At 66.7% G+C, this 15,489-nt stretch carries 16 protein-coding genes; 6 read left to right on the top strand and 10 right to left on the bottom strand.

Annotation, left to right across the window (positions count from 1 at the left end):
* Positions 1-507: a MarR family winged helix-turn-helix transcriptional regulator gene (locus DWV11_RS07475; RefSeq protein WP_115788260.1), complete on the top strand. Its 507-nt coding sequence runs from the start codon at positions 1-3 to the stop codon at positions 505-507.
* A gap of 32 nt (positions 508-539) precedes the next feature.
* On the opposite strand, the gene DWV11_RS07470 is transcribed toward DWV11_RS07475, so the two are convergent.
* From DWV11_RS07470 to DWV11_RS07430, 9 genes are all read right to left on the bottom strand, one after another.
* The gene (locus tag DWV11_RS07470; protein ID WP_115788259.1) at positions 540-1,577 is read right to left on the bottom strand and encodes a zinc-dependent alcohol dehydrogenase family protein; all 1,038 of its coding nucleotides are present in this window, start codon (positions 1,575-1,577) and stop codon (positions 540-542) included.
* Positions 1,578-1,623: 46 nt separating this feature from the next.
* Positions 1,624-2,613, bottom strand: coding sequence for a cyclase family protein (locus tag DWV11_RS07465; RefSeq protein ID WP_115788258.1), 990 nt, complete (start codon positions 2,611-2,613; stop codon positions 1,624-1,626).
* Positions 2,610-2,864, bottom strand: a complete 255-nt coding sequence (locus tag DWV11_RS07460) for a hypothetical protein (RefSeq protein ID WP_115788257.1) — start codon at positions 2,862-2,864, stop codon at positions 2,610-2,612. Before DWV11_RS07460 ends, DWV11_RS07465 begins: the two co-directional genes overlap by 4 nt.
* A gap of 11 nt (positions 2,865-2,875) precedes the next feature.
* The gene (locus tag DWV11_RS07455; protein ID WP_115788256.1) at positions 2,876-4,213 is read right to left on the bottom strand and encodes a TRAP transporter large permease subunit; all 1,338 of its coding nucleotides are present in this window, start codon (positions 4,211-4,213) and stop codon (positions 2,876-2,878) included.
* A gap of 90 nt (positions 4,214-4,303) precedes the next feature.
* Positions 4,304-5,080: an NAD(P)-dependent oxidoreductase gene (locus tag DWV11_RS07450; RefSeq protein WP_115788294.1), complete on the bottom strand. Its 777-nt coding sequence runs from the start codon at positions 5,078-5,080 to the stop codon at positions 4,304-4,306.
* Positions 5,081-5,123: 43 nt separating this feature from the next.
* Positions 5,124-5,756 (bottom strand): RraA family protein, encoded by a 633-nt coding sequence (locus DWV11_RS07445; protein WP_115788255.1) that lies wholly within the window; start codon positions 5,754-5,756, stop codon positions 5,124-5,126.
* Between the two features lie 55 nt (positions 5,757-5,811).
* Positions 5,812-6,816: a tripartite tricarboxylate transporter substrate binding protein gene (locus DWV11_RS07440; protein ID WP_115788254.1), complete on the bottom strand. Its 1,005-nt coding sequence runs from the start codon at positions 6,814-6,816 to the stop codon at positions 5,812-5,814.
* Positions 6,817-6,871: 55 nt separating this feature from the next.
* Positions 6,872-8,374 carry a tripartite tricarboxylate transporter permease gene (locus DWV11_RS07435; protein ID WP_115788253.1) on the bottom strand — a complete coding sequence of 501 codons (1,503 nt, stop codon included), beginning with the start codon at positions 8,372-8,374 and terminating at the stop codon, positions 6,872-6,874.
* Between the two features lie 2 nt (positions 8,375-8,376).
* A complete protein-coding gene (locus DWV11_RS07430; protein ID WP_115788252.1) occupies positions 8,377-8,880 on the bottom strand; it encodes a tripartite tricarboxylate transporter TctB family protein in 504 nt (167 codons plus the stop codon).
* A 123-nt stretch (positions 8,881-9,003) separates the two neighbouring features.
* Between DWV11_RS07430 and DWV11_RS07425 the strand changes: the two genes are divergently transcribed.
* Positions 9,004-9,804, top strand: coding sequence for an IclR family transcriptional regulator (locus DWV11_RS07425; protein WP_115788251.1), 801 nt, complete (start codon positions 9,004-9,006; stop codon positions 9,802-9,804).
* A gap of 28 nt (positions 9,805-9,832) precedes the next feature.
* Here the strand turns inward: DWV11_RS07425 and DWV11_RS07420 are convergent, their stop codons facing one another.
* Positions 9,833-10,873 carry a saccharopine dehydrogenase NADP-binding domain-containing protein gene (locus DWV11_RS07420; RefSeq protein ID WP_245953494.1) on the bottom strand — a complete coding sequence of 347 codons (1,041 nt, stop codon included), beginning with the start codon at positions 10,871-10,873 and terminating at the stop codon, positions 9,833-9,835.
* 86 nt (positions 10,874-10,959) lie between these two features.
* On the opposite strand from DWV11_RS07420, the gene DWV11_RS07415 reads away from it, so the two are divergent.
* The 4 genes from DWV11_RS07415 to DWV11_RS07400 all read left to right on the top strand — a co-directional run bounded on the left by DWV11_RS07415 (position 10,960) and on the right by DWV11_RS07400 (position 15,225).
* A complete protein-coding gene (locus DWV11_RS07415; RefSeq protein ID WP_115788249.1) occupies positions 10,960-11,553 on the top strand; it encodes a TetR/AcrR family transcriptional regulator in 594 nt (197 codons plus the stop codon).
* Positions 11,554-11,565: 12 nt separating this feature from the next.
* Complete coding sequence (locus DWV11_RS07410; protein WP_115788248.1) at positions 11,566-12,429, top strand: AfsA-related hotdog domain-containing protein; 864 nt, start codon at positions 11,566-11,568, stop codon at positions 12,427-12,429.
* Positions 12,430-12,924: 495 nt separating this feature from the next.
* Entirely contained in the window at positions 12,925-14,292 is a 1,368-nt protein-coding gene (locus DWV11_RS07405; RefSeq protein WP_115788247.1) for a hypothetical protein, read from the top strand.
* A 9-nt stretch (positions 14,293-14,301) separates the two neighbouring features.
* On the top strand, positions 14,302-15,225 hold the full coding sequence (locus DWV11_RS07400) for a hypothetical protein (protein WP_115788246.1): 924 nt from the start codon (positions 14,302-14,304) through the stop codon (positions 15,223-15,225).
* Positions 15,226-15,489 lie beyond the last annotated feature (264 nt).

Raw genomic sequence — 15,489 nt, 5'->3', positions numbered from 1 at the left:
ATGGGAACCCCGCTGCCACGCGACCCGATTGCCGACGCCCGCCGCAACTGGGAGCGCCACGGCTGGGGCGAGGTCGCGGCGCCGATGGCCGCGATCACGGCGATCATGCGCACGCAACAGATCCTCACGGCCCGCATTGAGTCGGTCCTCAAGCCTCTCGGCCTGACCTTCGCGCGCTACGAACTGCTGGCCTTGCTCGGCTTCGCCCGCAGCGGCGCGCTGCCCATGAACAAGGCGAGCGCCCTGCTCCAGGTCCATCCCACCTCGGTGACGAACGCCGTCGACCGCCTGGAAAAGGCGGGACTGGTGGTCCGCTCACCGCACCCGACCGACGGGCGCACCACCCTGATCGAGCTCACCTCGGAGGGCCGCACCCTGGCCAAGCGCGCGACGACGGCCCTCAACGCGGAGGTGTTCGCCCAGTCGGGCTTCGAAGACGGTGACGTGGAGCAGCTGATCCAGGTGCTGGGCCGTTTCCGCAAGGCGGCGGGCGACTTCGAGGACTGAGCCGCTTCCGCCGGCTGCCCGGGCGGTCCGCCTCAGAGGGAGGGATCGACCATGGTCATGCCGGCGGGCGATGCCTTGTCGAAGCCAGGCAGCATGGCGGCGGCCTCTTCGAGGCCGATGGTGCGCTCGATCAGCCGCTGCGGCTGCAACGATCCCTGGTCGATGAGCGCCATCATTCCGGGGTAGTCGACGGTGGCCATGCCGTGGCTGCCGAGCAGGTCAAGTTCCCACGCAATGACCCTGGCCATGGGCACCTGCGGGTTGCCGTCGACCGCCGGGAGCAGCCCGATCTGGACGTGGCGTCCACGCCGGCGGAGGCTGAGAATCGCATCCGAGCAGGTCTGTTCGCTGCCGACGGCGTCGACCGCCACGTGGCTGCCGCCGTCCGTGATGGCGCTGACCGCCGCGGGAATGTCGGTGCCGTCCGCGAGCAGGACATGTTCGGCGCCCAGCCGGGAGGCAACGTCCAGCGCCCCGGGGTTCCGGTCCACCGCGACCACCCTGGCGCCCATCGCCTTGGCGATCATCACCGCGCTGAGCCCGACGCCGCCGGCACCCACGACTGTCACCCATTCGCCGTCCTTGACCTGTGCCCGCGCGGCGAGGGCACGGTAGGCCGTGGCGAAGCGGCAGCCCAGGCTGGCGGCGGTGGCGAAATCGATCTGCTCCGGTACGGCCACCAGATTGGTGTCCGCGGCGTGCAGCATCACGTACTCGGCGAACGATCCCCAGTGCGTAAAGCCCGGCTGCTGTTGCTCCGGGCAGACCTGGGCGTTCCCCGTCAGGCACCACTCACAGTGCCCGCAGCCGCAGACGAACGGCACCGTGACCCGGTCACCGTTCTTCCACCGGGTGACGCCGGAACCGGTCTCGACAATGACGCCGGCCAGTTCATGGCCCGGAACATGGGGCAGGACGATGTCATCGTGGCCTGCCCACGCGTGCCAGTCGCTGCGGCACATGCCGGTCGCCATGACTTTGACCACCACACCACCGGCCGGCGCTTCGGGCCTGGTTACGTCCCGCACTTCGGGCTGGGCCCGGACGGTATCAAAGATTACTGCGCGCACCTTCCGACCCTAGCAAAGCCGGCGTCCGGCTAGTTGGCGCGACCGCTCAGGTCAGTGCGACTGCGTTGGCCGGCGAGCCGGTGGCGCCGGTGATGTTGAGCGGCTTGATGCTGACGAAGGCGTCCCAGCTGCCGACGGCTGCCATGTGCCGGGCCAGGGGTCCCAGCCGCCAGAGTTCGCCGAGCGGCATGCCGAGTTTGGCGAGGAGTTGCTGGTGCATCATCCCGTGGTCGTTCGGTGCCGATTCCTTATAGGGGCTGCTTGGCACCACCGGAAGGCATTCGAACGCGAACGTGTCGGCGGCCAGGACGGCGAACTGCCGGTCCCAAGCCCAGGCGACGAATTCCTCCGACTGCGCCACGCCCGTGGCCCGGTGGCTGTCGCGGAGCTGCTGCCTGGCGTCGAGGCCCAGGCCGAGGAACCATTCGCACCAGCCGGTGTGGAGCATGAGGATGTCGCCCGGCTTGAACGCCACGGATTGCGCGCTGGCCGCCGCCTGGATCAGCTCAAGGTCCAACGGCTCGCCGGACGCGTGGTCGATGGGTGAACCCTGGGCGCGCCGGTACCGCTCGAGGTCCAGCAGCACTCCCCTGCCGGCGATAGGCCGGTCCGCCCATTCCTGGATGCCAAGGTCCGGGGTGCCTTCACGGACCTGTTCGTCGGGCGTGCCGTCGTAGAAGCCGACGTCGTCCGCGCGGCGGTGCCGGAGGCCGTCGATCTGGGTAGAGCCCTGGAGGTAATACCCGTCCAGATAGTCGTCCCGGTGGGCCGGATGCGAGGAGTAGATGACGTGCCGAGGTGCCCCTCGCTTGAGCGACATGCCGGGGTCGAAGGCATCGGCCGGATAGTCCAGGCCGAACACGGCTCCACTCCGGATGCAGTTCCGCGCCTCGAGAACCGCCCCGGGGGTGATGAACGACGGCGTTCCCCGGTCCGGGTCCGGGAACAGGCCCCACGACGTTCCGGCAAGACGGCCTTCGCGCCGGAGGAGCTCGGCGAAGTCCGGGTAATGCCCGGTTCCTGCAGCTCCGGTCATCGTGTGTTCGCCTCTTCCTTCACGTCCTGCTCCTGCCGGCTTTTGTAGCTGAGCAGGAACCCCGCGATGGCGCAGACGGAGGCGGCGATGCACAGGGGCGGCTTGACGGCGTCGTCGAAGAAGTCGAGCCACCCGCCCTGGCCCGCGGCCAGCGCCACGGCCTGGCCCACCACGAAGAGCACTCCTCCCGCGAGCAGCGCCGCGAGGGTCAGGACGAAGATGGCCTGGATGGCTTGTCGGATCCGGTGCATGGTGGAGTACCTCATACGGGAAGGGCGCCGAGGATGACCAGCACGCCGATGCCCAGAAGCGGCAGGGCATAGTGCGTGATCAGCCTGGCGAAGGTCTTGATCGGGTTGACGTCGGCGATGCCGCAGGCGACATACAATGGGGCTCCCCCTGGCGGGACCGCCGCCTCACAGGAGGAAAACACCAAAACCGCAACGGCCGCCGTCGTCGCCGGAACTCCTGCCGCCACGAGCGTGGCGACGCCGACGGTCCCGACGGCGGCCATGGTTGCCGTCGCGGACAGCGGAGCTGCCACAGCGATGACGATCAGGCCGATCAGGATGGCCAGCAGCCAGAGGGGCAGGTTGAGCTGGTTGAGCAAGGCGGTCATCTGCTTCGGCAGTCCGGTCGCTGCAAGGGCGTTGGCGCCGGCGAAGGCGAACACCACGGTGATGCCCACCACGCCGAACCGCGGGGCGGAGTCGCGCAACATGGTCCACCAGGCCCGGCCTCCGCGCGGGAGGCGCTTCCGGCCGAGCAGGACGCCGGTGATGATGAGCACCACCGGGATCCAGACAATGACGCTGACGGATTTGGTGATGTCCCCGCCCGCCCAGTCGGACAGGGCCGCGGCGACGGCACCCGAGGTGAGGACCAAGGGGACGGCCACCACAACGAACAGGAGCAGCGTTGCCCAGCCCCGGCCGAACGCGGAGCGGACGGTGAGCCGGTGCGCGGCGTCCAGCGGCGCCATCCCGCTCCTGCGGACCAGCAGCCAGGTGACGATCAGCCGGTGCAGGAAGCACCACAGGCCACCGATCAGCAGGGGCAGGACGAGCTCGTTGATGTTGAGCAGCGGTCCCACAGTCGCGGATCCGACCAGGACGAACATCGAGGCGCTGAACGGGAACGTGATGCCCATGCCCGCGTTTCCGGCCACCAAGGTGGCGGCCGACGGCTTGTCCAGCTTGGACTTCTCCATCCAGGGGATGGTCACCGAGCCCACCGTCGCGGCAATGGCTGCCTGGTTGTGGACCACGCCGCCCAGCCCCGCCGAGGCCACGGTCGACACCCAGGCCGGCCCGCCTTTCACTCCACCGATCAGCGAGTTCAACAGATCGATGAGCCTGTCCAGCACGCCGGCCTTGTCCAGGAGATAGCCCATGAACACGAACGCCATGGTGGCGTAGACGATCTCGTCGGTCGCCGCGGAGTAAAGGGCCGTCCAGCCGACCTGCACGGCGGCGGCACCAGTGAAGGGAAGCACCACGAGGAAGCCGATGATCATGGCCTCGCCGACGCTCCGTTTGGCAAGGGTGGTCCAGAGCAGGATGACGGCCAGGTAGGCTCCGAGTGCCCAGATGCCGATCATGTCGGGACTCCTGACGGGGATTGCAGGGGTGGTGTTGGGTTCACCTTGGGTTCTGATTCTTCCGGATGCATGGTTGAACGCAAGGCCGGTTCAGCTCAAGGCGGGCTCGGCGGCCATGCGGGCAAGCGCCGTTGCCGAGGCGAACGTCATTTCGGCGGGCACCTGCAGATCGGCCGAGAGGTAGTCGGCGGTGTCCTGCATTTCCTTCGAGCGCCGATGCGCGTGCTTCGCCGTCCCGGTGAGGAACCTGTCGATGACGGCCTGCCCGTCGCCGGCCAGTTGCCGGGCGATCTGTTCCCGGATCCACTCCTCAAGGCCCGCCGCACGGCCGGCGTTGACCGCTTCGACCACCACCGACGCCAGGCCCTTCATGAGGACGCTGCGCAGCAGCTTGTGGGCCATGGCGGCGCCGGGTTCGCCGTCGGCAATTTCGACGGCGGCACCCAGCGGCGTGAGGAGTTCGGCTACCGCCTGTGCCCCCGGACCACTCGTCATCAGGGGGGTCTTCGCGCCCTGGGTGGGCACAGGACCGAGGATGGCGACGTCGGCAAACAGCGCCTCCGCGGGCAGTTGCCCGAGTTCCTGCATGACATGCGGCGAGGAGGAGGTGAAGTCCGCATAGCAGCTGCCGGCCGCGAGGACCGGAAGGCATTCGCGGGCCACGCTGCGGGCGGCGGCGGCGCCCGTGAGGACGAGGACGATGTCCGCGCCTTTGCAGGCCTCCGCCGCGGTGGCGGCCCGGGTCACGCCCGCCGGGGTGGTGGGAGCGACGGGGTCGAACCCTGTCACCCGGTGGCCTGCGGCGACCAGGGCGGCCGCGTAGGTGGCGCCGGCTTCGCCGAGGCCGATGACGGTACACGCTGTCATGTTCATTGTCTTTCTTGTGTGGCGCTGAGGCGCTGTTTGGCGCTTACTTGGCGCGGTCCGCGATGATCGCGGCCCGGCGGCTGGTTTCGTCCGCAAAGACGGCTTCGGCGGCCTCGGCGACCGCTTCGGCCTGTTCCCGCGGAATGACCACGACGCCGTCGGAGTCGCCGATGATCACGTCGCCCGGCATCACGGGGACGCCGCCGAAGGAAACCGGGGTGCCGAGCCGGGACGGGCCGTTCTTGTAGGGCCCGGCCGGGGTGGTGGCGCGGGCGAAGACCGGCATCCCGATGCCCTGGAGGGCCTCGGCGTCGCGGGCGGCGCCGTCGAGGGCGAAGCCTGCCAGGCCGAGGTTGATGGCGCGTTCGCCGATCAGTTCGCCGAGCAGTGCGCGGGATTCGTCCCCGCCGCCGGCGACGACGATCACGTCACCGGGCTGTGCCGCCTGCAATGCGCGGTGGATTCCTTGGTTGTCGCCGGGACGGGTCCACACCGTGAAGGCGGGGCCGGCGAGGCGGGCGCCGGGCCAGATGGCCTGGATCGCGGAGTCCGCGATGCCGAGGCGGTCCATGGCATCGCCGATGTTGGCGGCCGGGAGCTTGGCGAGCCGCTCGATCACCTCCTTGCCGGGACGGGTGAAGCCGGCGTCGAGGTCCTCAAGGACAGGGGTAGTCATGGTGTTTGCCTTCCGTGTGGCGCGGTGGGTGGGAAACTCAATCCTTCTTCTGGACTCAATCCTTCTTCTGGACCAGCGGAAGCACCTTCTTGAAGTCCTCCTCCTGGCCTGCCCAGAACTGTGCGTAATCCGCGCCGGAAAGGTAGCTGGTCTGGAGCCCGAGGTCCTCCATCTTCTTGACCACGGTGGGGTCCTCAATGGCCTTCTTCAGGGCTGCTTCGAGCTTCTTGGCGACGGCGTCCGGCAGGCCCGCCGGTGCGGAGTAGCCGCGCACGGTGCCGGCTTCGACGTCGTAGCCGGATTCCTTGAACGTCGGGACGTCCGGCAGCGACGGGGCACGCTCAGTGGTCATGACACCCAGCACGCGGGCCTTGCCCTGCTTCGACAGCTCGGTCACGTCGCTGACGTTTGCCACCAGGATGTCCACGTGCTTGCCGAGGAAGGCGGTAGTGGCCTGGGAGGCGCCTTCGGAGAAGTGCACGGGCGCGAATTCGGCGCCGGTCTTTTCCTGGATCTGGGCCAGGGCGAAGTGCTCCCCGGTCTGCAGCCCCGTGGTGCTGGCCGTCATCGACTTCGGCTTGGCCTTGGCCGCGTCAAGCAGTTCCTTGAGCGTCTTGTACGGGCTGTCGGGCTGGACGGCGATCACCGCCGGGTCGATGACCTGGCGGCCGAGGGGCTGGAAGCTGGTGCGGGTGTACTTGGCACCGCGGGCCGGGTCCAACGGCGAGACGACGACGGACGGGGAACCGGTGGCGCCGATGGTGTAGCCGTCCGGCTTGGCGCTGGTCAGTTGGGTGTAGCCGATCTGTCCGCCGGCCCCGGGCTTGTTGACCACCTCGACGTTGGTTCCGAGTTCCTTTTCAAGGATCGGCTGGACGAGCCGGGCTGCGGTGTCCACGGCGCCGCCGGAGGAGAAGGAAACGATCAGTTCGATCGACTTTCCCTTCTTCGGGAAGGCGTCTCCCGCCGAGTTGGCGGCACCGGCATTGCTGCCGCAAGCGGTGAGTGCGAAGAGTGCTGCGGCGGCAACGGCTGCCGCGGCGATGCGGATACGGGGCATGGTTCTTCTCCTTTGAAGGGGTGGTGCTGGGGGTTGTGCGGTGAGGTTTGGCGGATCAGGTTTCGGGGTCTTCGTTGAGGGCTTTGGGTTTGCGCAGCTTCAGGAGCGGGCTGAGGACGATCAGGACGCCGACGCCGATCAGCACCATCGAGATGGGGCGGTTGAGGAAGATGCCGAAGTCGCCCTGCGAAATCTCGAGTGACTCGCGCAGCGAGCGTTCCATGAGGGGTCCGAGCACCAGGGTCAGGACCATCGGTGCCAGCGGGATGTCCAGGTGCCTCAGTGCCAGGCCCAGGAGGCCGAAGGCAATCATGACGAATACGTCGAAGACGTTGAAGTTGATGGTGTAGGCGCCGATCACCATGAAGAGCAGGATCATGGCGGTGAGGATGGAGGCCGGCACCCGGAGGATCGAGGTCCACAGGCCTACCAGCGGAACGTTGAGCAGGAGCAGCAGCAGGTTGCCGATGAAGAGGCTCGCGATGATGGCCCAGGCCATTTCCGAGTGTTCGGTGAACAGCGTGGGCCCCGGGGTGAGGCCCTGCTGAAGGAACGCGCCCATCAACACGGCGATGGTGGGCGAGGCGGGGATGCCGAGAGTGAACAGCGGAATCAGGGCGGCGTTGGCGTGGGCATTGTTGGCCGTCTCCGGCCCTGCCACGCCCTCGATGGCACCGTGGCCCAGCTCGTTGCGGTGCTTGGAGAACTTCTTCTCGGCAACGTAGGCCAAGAGTGAGGACACCGAGCCGGTCATTCCCGGGATCAGGCCAAGGCCGAAGCCGATGCCGGTCCCGCGGGCCATCGACGGCGCACTGCGGCGCCATTCGGTCCGGTTCGGGAGCAGGGACCGCAGGCCGGGGGCGTGGACGATCGAGGCAGCCGAGTCCTTGCGGTAGGACAGGATTTCGGAGAGCCCGAAGACGCCCACGATCACGGCCACGAAGCTCACGCCGTCCAGGAGGTTGTCCGAACCGAAAGTGAAGCGGGGTGCGCCGGCCACGGGATCGATGCCCACCATGGAGATGAGCAGGCCCAGGGCGCCGGAGATGAGTGCCTTGACCATAGACTTGCCGGCCAGGGCCACGAGCAGGGAGATGCCCACCACCATCAGCGCGAAGAACTCCGGCGGGCCGACCATCAGGCCCATCTCGCCCAGGGGCTTGGCAGCCGCGACCAGGCCCAACGTCGCGATGGTTCCGCCCACAAAGGATCCGACGGCGGCAATCGTCAGCGCGGCACCGGCCTTGCCGATCTTGGTCATGGCGTAGCCGTCGATCGTGGTGATCGCGGAGGCCGCCTCGCCCGGCGTGTTCAGCAGGACGCTCGTGATGGTTCCGCCGTAGGCCGTGCCATAGAAGATGGCACAGAGCATGATGATCGCGCCGGTGGCGTCCAGGTTCATGGTGAGCGGAATCAGCAGGGCGACGCCGGCAACGGGGCCGATGCCTGGCAGCACGCCGATGATGGTGCCCAGCAGGCAGCCAAGGAAGGCGAAGACCAGGTTCTGCCACGTCATGGCGGCGGCGAAGCCGCCGATCAGTTCGTTAAGGGTGTCCACTTCTAGAGTCCGATCGAGTTCAGCAGGGGGATGCCCGCGGTGGGCAGGGTGACGTTGAGCCCGTAGTTGAAGGCGTAGAACGCCCCCACGCTGCCGGCGAGCGCGATGATCAGCGAAGAGGGCCAGCCCCTGCGTCCGCGCACCTTCAGGTGGTACATCAGGAAGAGGAACATGCTCAGCTGGAAGCCGATCAGGTCCAGCACCCCGGCCAGGACCGCAAGGCTCACGACGACGGCGAGCACCAGTCCGCGGTCGACGCCCTCCGTCGTTTCGCTCGGGTTCCTCAGCTCTTGGACGAGCCACACGGCCGACATCGCGACCAGCAGGACACCCATGGCGAACGGGAACAGCCCGGGTCCGGGTCCGAGGGTCGTCCAGAGGCCGAGCCCGATGGAGCTGACCAGCACGTAGACGCCGACGGCGACGAAAGCACCGATCCCCGCCAGCACGGACCGGGCAACCCGCCCTTTGAGCGCGGGCTCGGTGGTGAGTGACTCCGTTGTCATGGTTTCCTTACTTACGTTCTGCGGTAGTTCATTTCATAGAATGAAAGAACATTGCGTATGGAGAAATAGTGACAGGAGCCACACCACCCTGTCAAGCGCAAGGAACTTACATAGAATGAAAGGATGACCGTGAGTTCCACCCACTCAGCCAGCTCCGCCGAAGACGGCCCCAAGGCCGCCAACATGCGCTCCCTGTCCAGGGCGCTGGAAGTCTTCGCCGAACTCCAACGCGCCGAGCGGCCGCAGCGGCTGAGCGACCTCGCCAGGACCTGCGGCATGAGCCTGCCCACCACGCTCCGGATCCTGCGGGTCCTCCAGGATTTCGGCATGGTGAGCCAAACGGACAAGTCCTACCGCATCGGCCCGGCCGTCCTCCCTGCAGCCCGGAGCTATCTGGAAAACGATCCGCTCGTCGTCGCCGCCCGCCCGGTCCTCCAGCAGGTGGCATCGCAGACCGGCCTCACGGCGTCCCTGTACACACGCCTCGGCTTCGAACGGATCCTCGTCGCCCGCGTCGACGGTGAATCGCCCCTCCGCTACGACCTGCCGCTCGGCAAGCGCCTCCCCCTCACGGTGGGCGCGGCCGGCAAGATCCTGCTGGCCTCGGCGTCGGACGAGGAACTGGGCCAGGTAGCGACGGCAGCCATCGCGGCGGGCCACGAAAAGGACAGCCTCACCGCCGTCGAGCTCCGCGGACGGCTCCCGGAGGCCGGAACCGACTATGCGTACTCGGAAGACGAGCGGGCCACGGGGGTGTTGTCGGTCGCCGTCGCCGTTCCGCACAGGAGCGGCCGTCCCAGCGAGTCGATCTCGCTGACGAGCCCCGTGGAATCCGCCACGGAAGCCGGCATGAAGGCGGGGATACCGGAACTCCGTCGGGCCGCTGGACGCCTATCGGAACTGCTCGAAGGCTCCGTCTACTAGGAGTCCGGCTACCTAGCTCGTCCGGGTGCTAGGCGTCCGGCTCGTTGGCTCGTCCGGGCACTGCGGCCACGCCGCCGAGCCGGGTTCCCGGAATTCCCAACGGGAAACCGGGGCCGAGCAGTTCGCCGGCGGTCAGGACCCCCACCGTGCCTCCCGATTCCAGCCGCCGCGCGGCTTCGGCGGCGATCGCCGCCGTCGCCTCCGCCCCGGAAGCCTCCACCCACCCCACGGCAGCGGCACCGCCGCGATTGCTTGCGCGCAGCCAGATCCGCGACGGCGACCCGGACGATCCGGCCGTGGGTTCCTGGCGGGATCGGGACGGAAGCCGGAGGCCCGCCCGCGCCCACTGCCGCGCCAGCGGAACGGCGAGCCGGGAAAGCACGGGGCCCAGGCGGCTGGTGTAGTAGGCGGAAACATTCGGCACGCCGCTCGAGTGGGCCACGGCGAAGACCTCACCGCTGCCGATCGGGACAGCCGCGCGGCTGCCCTCGGGCAGGTCGAAGCTCAGGATCGTGTCCGGTGCGCGTAGCAGTTGCCCCGCCTCGTAGCTCCAGCCGCCGGCTGCCAGGAGTGCGGATGAAGTCCCGCGGACGCCGTCGCTGCGGGTTCCGCCCGGCGCGGACCTCACTATTGTCACTGTGTCCGCGTCGGGGACCTTGCCGAGCACCCGGTGCGCGAGGGCCTCGACGACGGCAGTGGCGAAACCTGCACCGGGAACGACGGCGACTCCCGCGTGCCGGGCGGCCCTGTCCCGGGGCCATGCTTCGAGGAACACTGCGAGTTCGTTCGACACGTCGACGTAATGGCAGCCGCTGCGAAGACACGCAGCCATCAGGGCAGGCGCCGTCAGGGCCATCGGACCGGCGGTGTTGACGAGCACCCGGACTCCCCGCAGGAGGTGCGCGAGGCGGGCGGGGTCGTCAACGGGGGAGCTCCGCCACGGAACGTCCAGGGCTACGGCAGCGGCGGCCGTTCTTCCGGGGTCACGGCCAGCCACGAGGGTTTCAGCGCCAGCCCCCTTGGCAGCCCGTGCAATCCGCAGGCCGGCAGAGCCGCAGCCATACACCATCAGCATCGAGCCACCCCCGTAACGCGTCGGCGCCGCAGCGCAATGCGCGGCTACCTCACCCCCATTGGCTACACTTGTGCCTCATTATGGTGCAAAAAGCGGGACGGCCACGGAACGCAGACCTGGATGTCGCCCTGATCCGGGCAACGGAGGAACTGATCCTCGACAAAGGTTTCGGCGCCTTGTCCGTCGAGGCCATCACGGCAAAGGCCGGAACTACCCGCCCGGCTTTCTATCGGCGCTTCGCCGGAATCCCCGATCTTGTGCTCGCCCTGATGCTCGAGCGTTTCCGCATCGATCTGGACGTCGAATTCGATACCGGAAACCTGCCCGATGACCTTACAGCAATCCAGCGGGACCAGGTAGCCCTTTTCGAGGATCCCCTGGTCAAATCCAGTTTCGCCGGATTCCTGAATTCCCTGCATGATAACGAGCAATTGAGATGGGCGTTCCTGGAAAAATTCTTTGCCCCACGGCGGGCTGGTGTGGCTACAATCATCCGTAGGGCGGAAAACCGCGGAGAAATCCCGGAATGCCCCGATGTTGAATGGATTTGCGACCTGATCACCGGCCCGCTCATAATGCGTATCCTGTTGCCCGGCCTGCTGCCATTGGACGAAAGAATAATTTCGAATACAGTCGCCAGCGCCCTTGGCGCGCTGGGCTATCGCTCATCTTAGGGGAGATGCTGCATGGATGGCCGGATAGCGCGGACGCTTGTCCATAAGACATCCGAAGACGCCGTATTGATCGGCCGTCCCCGCCGCCTGCAGGGGCACCGCTGGGAATTCGACGCCGAACTCCCCCGCAATGCCTCCGCGCAGGATTCCGGCGGGATTCCCACCCTCCTCGGGGTCGAACTCATGCGCCAGGCGGCCATCGCCTACGCCCACCTGCAGGGTGGCGTGCCTTTGGACTGGGCCCTGCTGATGAACGAACTCAGCTTCGGGTGGCTGCGGGAAGTTCCGGGGAATCCGGGCAGCCCCCTTGCCGGCCGCATCGCCGTCAGCACCCTGGCCGTCCAGCAGCGAAACGGGCTGGTCAGCGGACTCGAACTGGAAGCCTGCTTCCTGTCCGGAAACGCGCTCTTGGGCGCGGGCCGCGGCAGGCTGAGTTGCCTCTCGCGCACCGCGTATCGCGCGATCAGGAGGAACGCCCCCGCCGTGGACCGGACCTCGGAGGCCTCGCCCCATTCCGGGCTGTCGGAGGTCCGCCGGCAGGGCGACGAACTCCATGCGGCATTGGCCTGGAGCTGGGATGATCCGCTGGTCTTCGACCACTTTTCGGATCACTTGCCGGGCATTCTGCTGGCCCACGGCATGCTGGATGCGCACCGCATGCTCACCGGGTTCGACGCCGGGCAGATGGACATCACCTGCGAAAACTTCGGCGAGTTCAATGCCCCGGCAGAGGTCCTGGCCTTCCGTTCAACGGCCGATGAAACGCGCATTTTGATCAGCCAGCTTGGGCGGACACTTGCCACCGGCGCATGCCGGGGATCGCGGTCCATTTACCCGGTCCAGCCACTATTGACCCTGGACTCTCCGGGCGCCTAAGATTCCGTTACGGAGCAAGTCGTAATTAAAACGGGGCAGGATCTTCCTGCAATTAGAGGATGGGGGATCCGCTATTCAACCGACAGTCGAACCGTATCCTTGAAAAAAGCTTGAAAAAAGCCCCAACGGCCTTCACGCCCTTTGCCTCGGCAGCCTGTAGCGGATAAATTCCCCGGCTGACCTGCGCCTTCGAGGCGCCCCTTCAGCGTCTCGTGATTTTCCGGCCTTCATCGTTTTCATGGCCGGCCTCCGGCAATTACCCGGCAGTTCCCGGCAATTCCCGGCAAACTGTGCAGCCTTGCGCAGTAAGTCATCGATCCATGCCTCTGTGCGGTGCGCTGAGACGCGACTACCGCCGCCACAATCCAGATGGGGGGTAAATCATGCTGCCCTGCGCCGACGTCACTTCCGGCGCCGCAGCCTGTGAAAGCGATCCGAACGGCCTGCCATCCATTGGCGGCCGAACGTGAAGCACCAGTCAAGGAGTGAAATGACATGAGCAATGCAATTGATTCGATCCTCCACCTGGAATGGGACGCACTCGACATCCCCAACACCGACCATCCCCTGGCGACAACCCGCCGGTACGCGGTCCCGACACCCCAAAACGCCGAAGAAAACGACAAGGCGTGGAACCACCTGTACGGCGCCATGATCGCAGGGCTCGGCCTCAAGCCCGATTCCTTCCAGCTGAATTACCCCTTCCTCACCTGGGACTGGCCGATCACCAACGTCGGCTACACCTCGGCCGCGCAGTACGATTTCTGCGCCACCGCCCCGCAATTCAGCGCGACCGGAGCCTATGTGTCCTCGGGCGTGAAGTTCAACGACGCCTACGGCCAGATGCTCAATGTCGTCGCCGCTGACACCAGCGATCCTGTCCTCGAACAGAAGATCAGCCAGGCGCGGAACGTGCTGAATATCGCCACCAACGATTACAAGATCACCTACGACCAGGCGAGCCGGGCCTATGTACAGGAAACCGGCGGCACCAACGACCCGCCGTTCCTGAAGTGGCTGGGCAGCTTCAGCGGAAAGTCGTGGGCTGTCCAGCTCGATGCCGCGGACAAGACGGTCCAGGCGAAGCAGCGGGTCCTGAACCAGCTGTTGTCCGAAACCACCACGCCCGGCCTGAACGACGCGATTGCACGGTACGGCACCAAGGACTACTACACGCTGTTGCAGGATCCTTCGCTCAGCACGTTCCCCCCGGTGCCGGCCTATTCGATCGGGATGGACGCAACCACCTGGCTGCAGAAAGTCCAGGCGGGAACCGGGGGAAGCAGCGGGGAGATCGGCTTCAGCAACAGCCAGGCACAGTACGACTACAGCAAGACCTGGGCCAAGGGCAGCGCCTCCGTGGGCAACTTCTTCTGGAGCGTCAATGTCGGCGGTTCGTGGGAGAGGATCGACGAGTTTGCCACAGACAATTCGCTCGAAGTGACAGTGAAATTCGAGGCCTGGGACACCATCTCCATCGGAGCGGGCCTCTGGTACAACGGGGCCTTCGTCAAGAGTGTCTCGGAGGGCCCCTTCATCCGCGGCTACTCGGCCTACGGTGGCGGCGGCGAGAAGGCGGTGTGGGGACCGAAGGGCATCATGAACGTGCAGAAGGTGGGCATGGTGGTCGGCTACAAGCCCTCCTTCAACATCAAGGTCAGCAGCTCGGCCTTCACGTCCTTCTCACGGAAGTGGGAAGTCTCCGCCGGCGTGCGGATCGGACCATTCGAGTTCACGGGCGGCGGCGGCAGTTCCTCCTCCGGCTGGACCGCGGACTCCGCGACGAGCACCTTCTCGGGGACGTCGACGGCTGAAACGGCCTTGGTCCTCGGTACCACCATCGCGCTGGTGAACCCGGAATAGGACGCCGCCGTGGCACTCAGCCGGGAACAGATCGAACCGGTGCTGCAAAGCGTCAGTCCGTGGCTTTCGAACGCGAACATCACCGGTCTCACGGTGGGGCCGAAGGCCGTCAGCGGCCGGCAGACCGGGGAACTGGCCGTCATCGTCCACGTCGTGGAAAAGAAGCCGTCGTCAGAGCTGGGAATTGACGACCTTCCGGTACCGCCTCTGGTGGAAGTCCATGTCCAGGACGACGGCGGTACGCCCCGCGTGGAGCAGGTCCCCACCGATGTGGTCGAGTCGGGGGTGATCCGGCTTTGTCAGCTGGATGACAGGGTCCGGCCGGCACCTGGCGGGTACAAGATCGCCGTGTCGGATGGCTTCTTCACGGACGCCACCGGGACCCTGGGGGTGAACATCACCTGGGGAGGCCGGTTCCGCCTGCTGACGAACAACCATGTGATCTCCATGAACGGGACGCGGGGTCCCACCGTGTATCAGCCGGATTGGGCGTTGTGGGGCAACACCCTCACCACGGTCTCCGGCTACGAACCGGTGGTGACTTATGCGAACCGGAACCAGCCCAGCCCGGTCTTCAACAGGACCGATCTGGCATGGTGCGATATGACAGCCACGGACGGTGATCCGAACATCCACGGCATCGGCGTTCCCGTGGGGCTCCGCGGCCCGGCGGTGAACGACACGGTGCAGTGGATCGGAAAGACCACCGGCGTGGTGCAGAACGCCACCATCACCAGCGTGACCGGACGGTTCGCCATGGAGTTCATGGACGGCCGTTGGGCCTGGTTCAGGGACGTCATCACGTTCAACCAGGGAACGGTCCGCCAGGGCGATTCGGGTTCCGCTGTCGTTGCCACGGCGGACTCGAAGGTGGTGGGGCTGATCTTCGCCAACGACAGCCATAATGCCGGCTTCGCGGTACAGATCCCCTGACGCCGTCATCCAAAAGGGGGGGTCCTGCCCTGCCGCCCAGCACGACAGGACAGGACCCTCCTCAAGGTACCGCGCTTTGTACCGTTGTGGGGGCTTTCCGGCGGGTCAAAGGCGCTGCCCGTTGTTGCCGATGGTTTGCAAGCGGTTACGCAGTGCCCCGAACTTGGACCGCGGTGGCGCAAGGGTTGCGGCGCAATGGCTCCTGGAGGGGTGTCGTCCGGACAAGTCACATGCGCGGACCTTCGCGGGCTGCACGCGACGGAA

Origin of the sequence: Arthrobacter silvisoli (assembly GCF_003369445.1) — a bacterium.
GTDB classification, from domain to species: Bacteria; Actinomycetota; Actinomycetes; order Actinomycetales; family Micrococcaceae; genus Arthrobacter; species Arthrobacter silvisoli.
This window is presented reverse-complemented; position numbering and strand designations above follow the sequence as displayed.

Excerpts from the sequence above, each read along its gene's own strand:
- DWV11_RS07475 (WP_115788260.1), top strand. The coding sequence starts at position 1 with ATGGGAACCCCGCTGCCACGCGACCCGATTGCCGACGCCCGCCGCAAC.
- DWV11_RS07465 (WP_115788258.1), bottom strand. The coding sequence starts at position 2,613 with ATGACCGGAGCTGCAGGAACCGGGCATTACCCGGACTTCGCCGAGCTC.
- DWV11_RS07460 (WP_115788257.1), bottom strand. The coding sequence starts at position 2,864 with ATGCACCGGATCCGACAAGCCATCCAGGCCATCTTCGTCCTGACCCTC.
- DWV11_RS07455 (WP_115788256.1), bottom strand. The coding sequence starts at position 4,213 with ATGATCGGCATCTGGGCACTCGGAGCCTACCTGGCCGTCATCCTGCTC.
- DWV11_RS07450 (WP_115788294.1), bottom strand. The coding sequence starts at position 5,080 with ATGACAGCGTGTACCGTCATCGGCCTCGGCGAAGCCGGCGCCACCTAC.
- DWV11_RS07445 (WP_115788255.1), bottom strand. The coding sequence starts at position 5,756 with ATGACTACCCCTGTCCTTGAGGACCTCGACGCCGGCTTCACCCGTCCC.
- DWV11_RS07440 (WP_115788254.1), bottom strand. The coding sequence starts at position 6,816 with ATGCCCCGTATCCGCATCGCCGCGGCAGCCGTTGCCGCCGCAGCACTC.
- DWV11_RS07430 (WP_115788252.1), bottom strand. The coding sequence starts at position 8,880 with ATGACAACGGAGTCACTCACCACCGAGCCCGCGCTCAAAGGGCGGGTT.
- DWV11_RS07425 (WP_115788251.1), top strand. The coding sequence starts at position 9,004 with ATGACCGTGAGTTCCACCCACTCAGCCAGCTCCGCCGAAGACGGCCCC.
- DWV11_RS07420 (WP_245953494.1), bottom strand. The coding sequence starts at position 10,873 with ATGGTGTATGGCTGCGGCTCTGCCGGCCTGCGGATTGCACGGGCTGCC.
- DWV11_RS07415 (WP_115788249.1), top strand. The coding sequence starts at position 10,960 with ATGGTGCAAAAAGCGGGACGGCCACGGAACGCAGACCTGGATGTCGCC.
- DWV11_RS07410 (WP_115788248.1), top strand. The coding sequence starts at position 11,566 with ATGGATGGCCGGATAGCGCGGACGCTTGTCCATAAGACATCCGAAGAC.
- DWV11_RS07405 (WP_115788247.1), top strand. The coding sequence starts at position 12,925 with ATGAGCAATGCAATTGATTCGATCCTCCACCTGGAATGGGACGCACTC.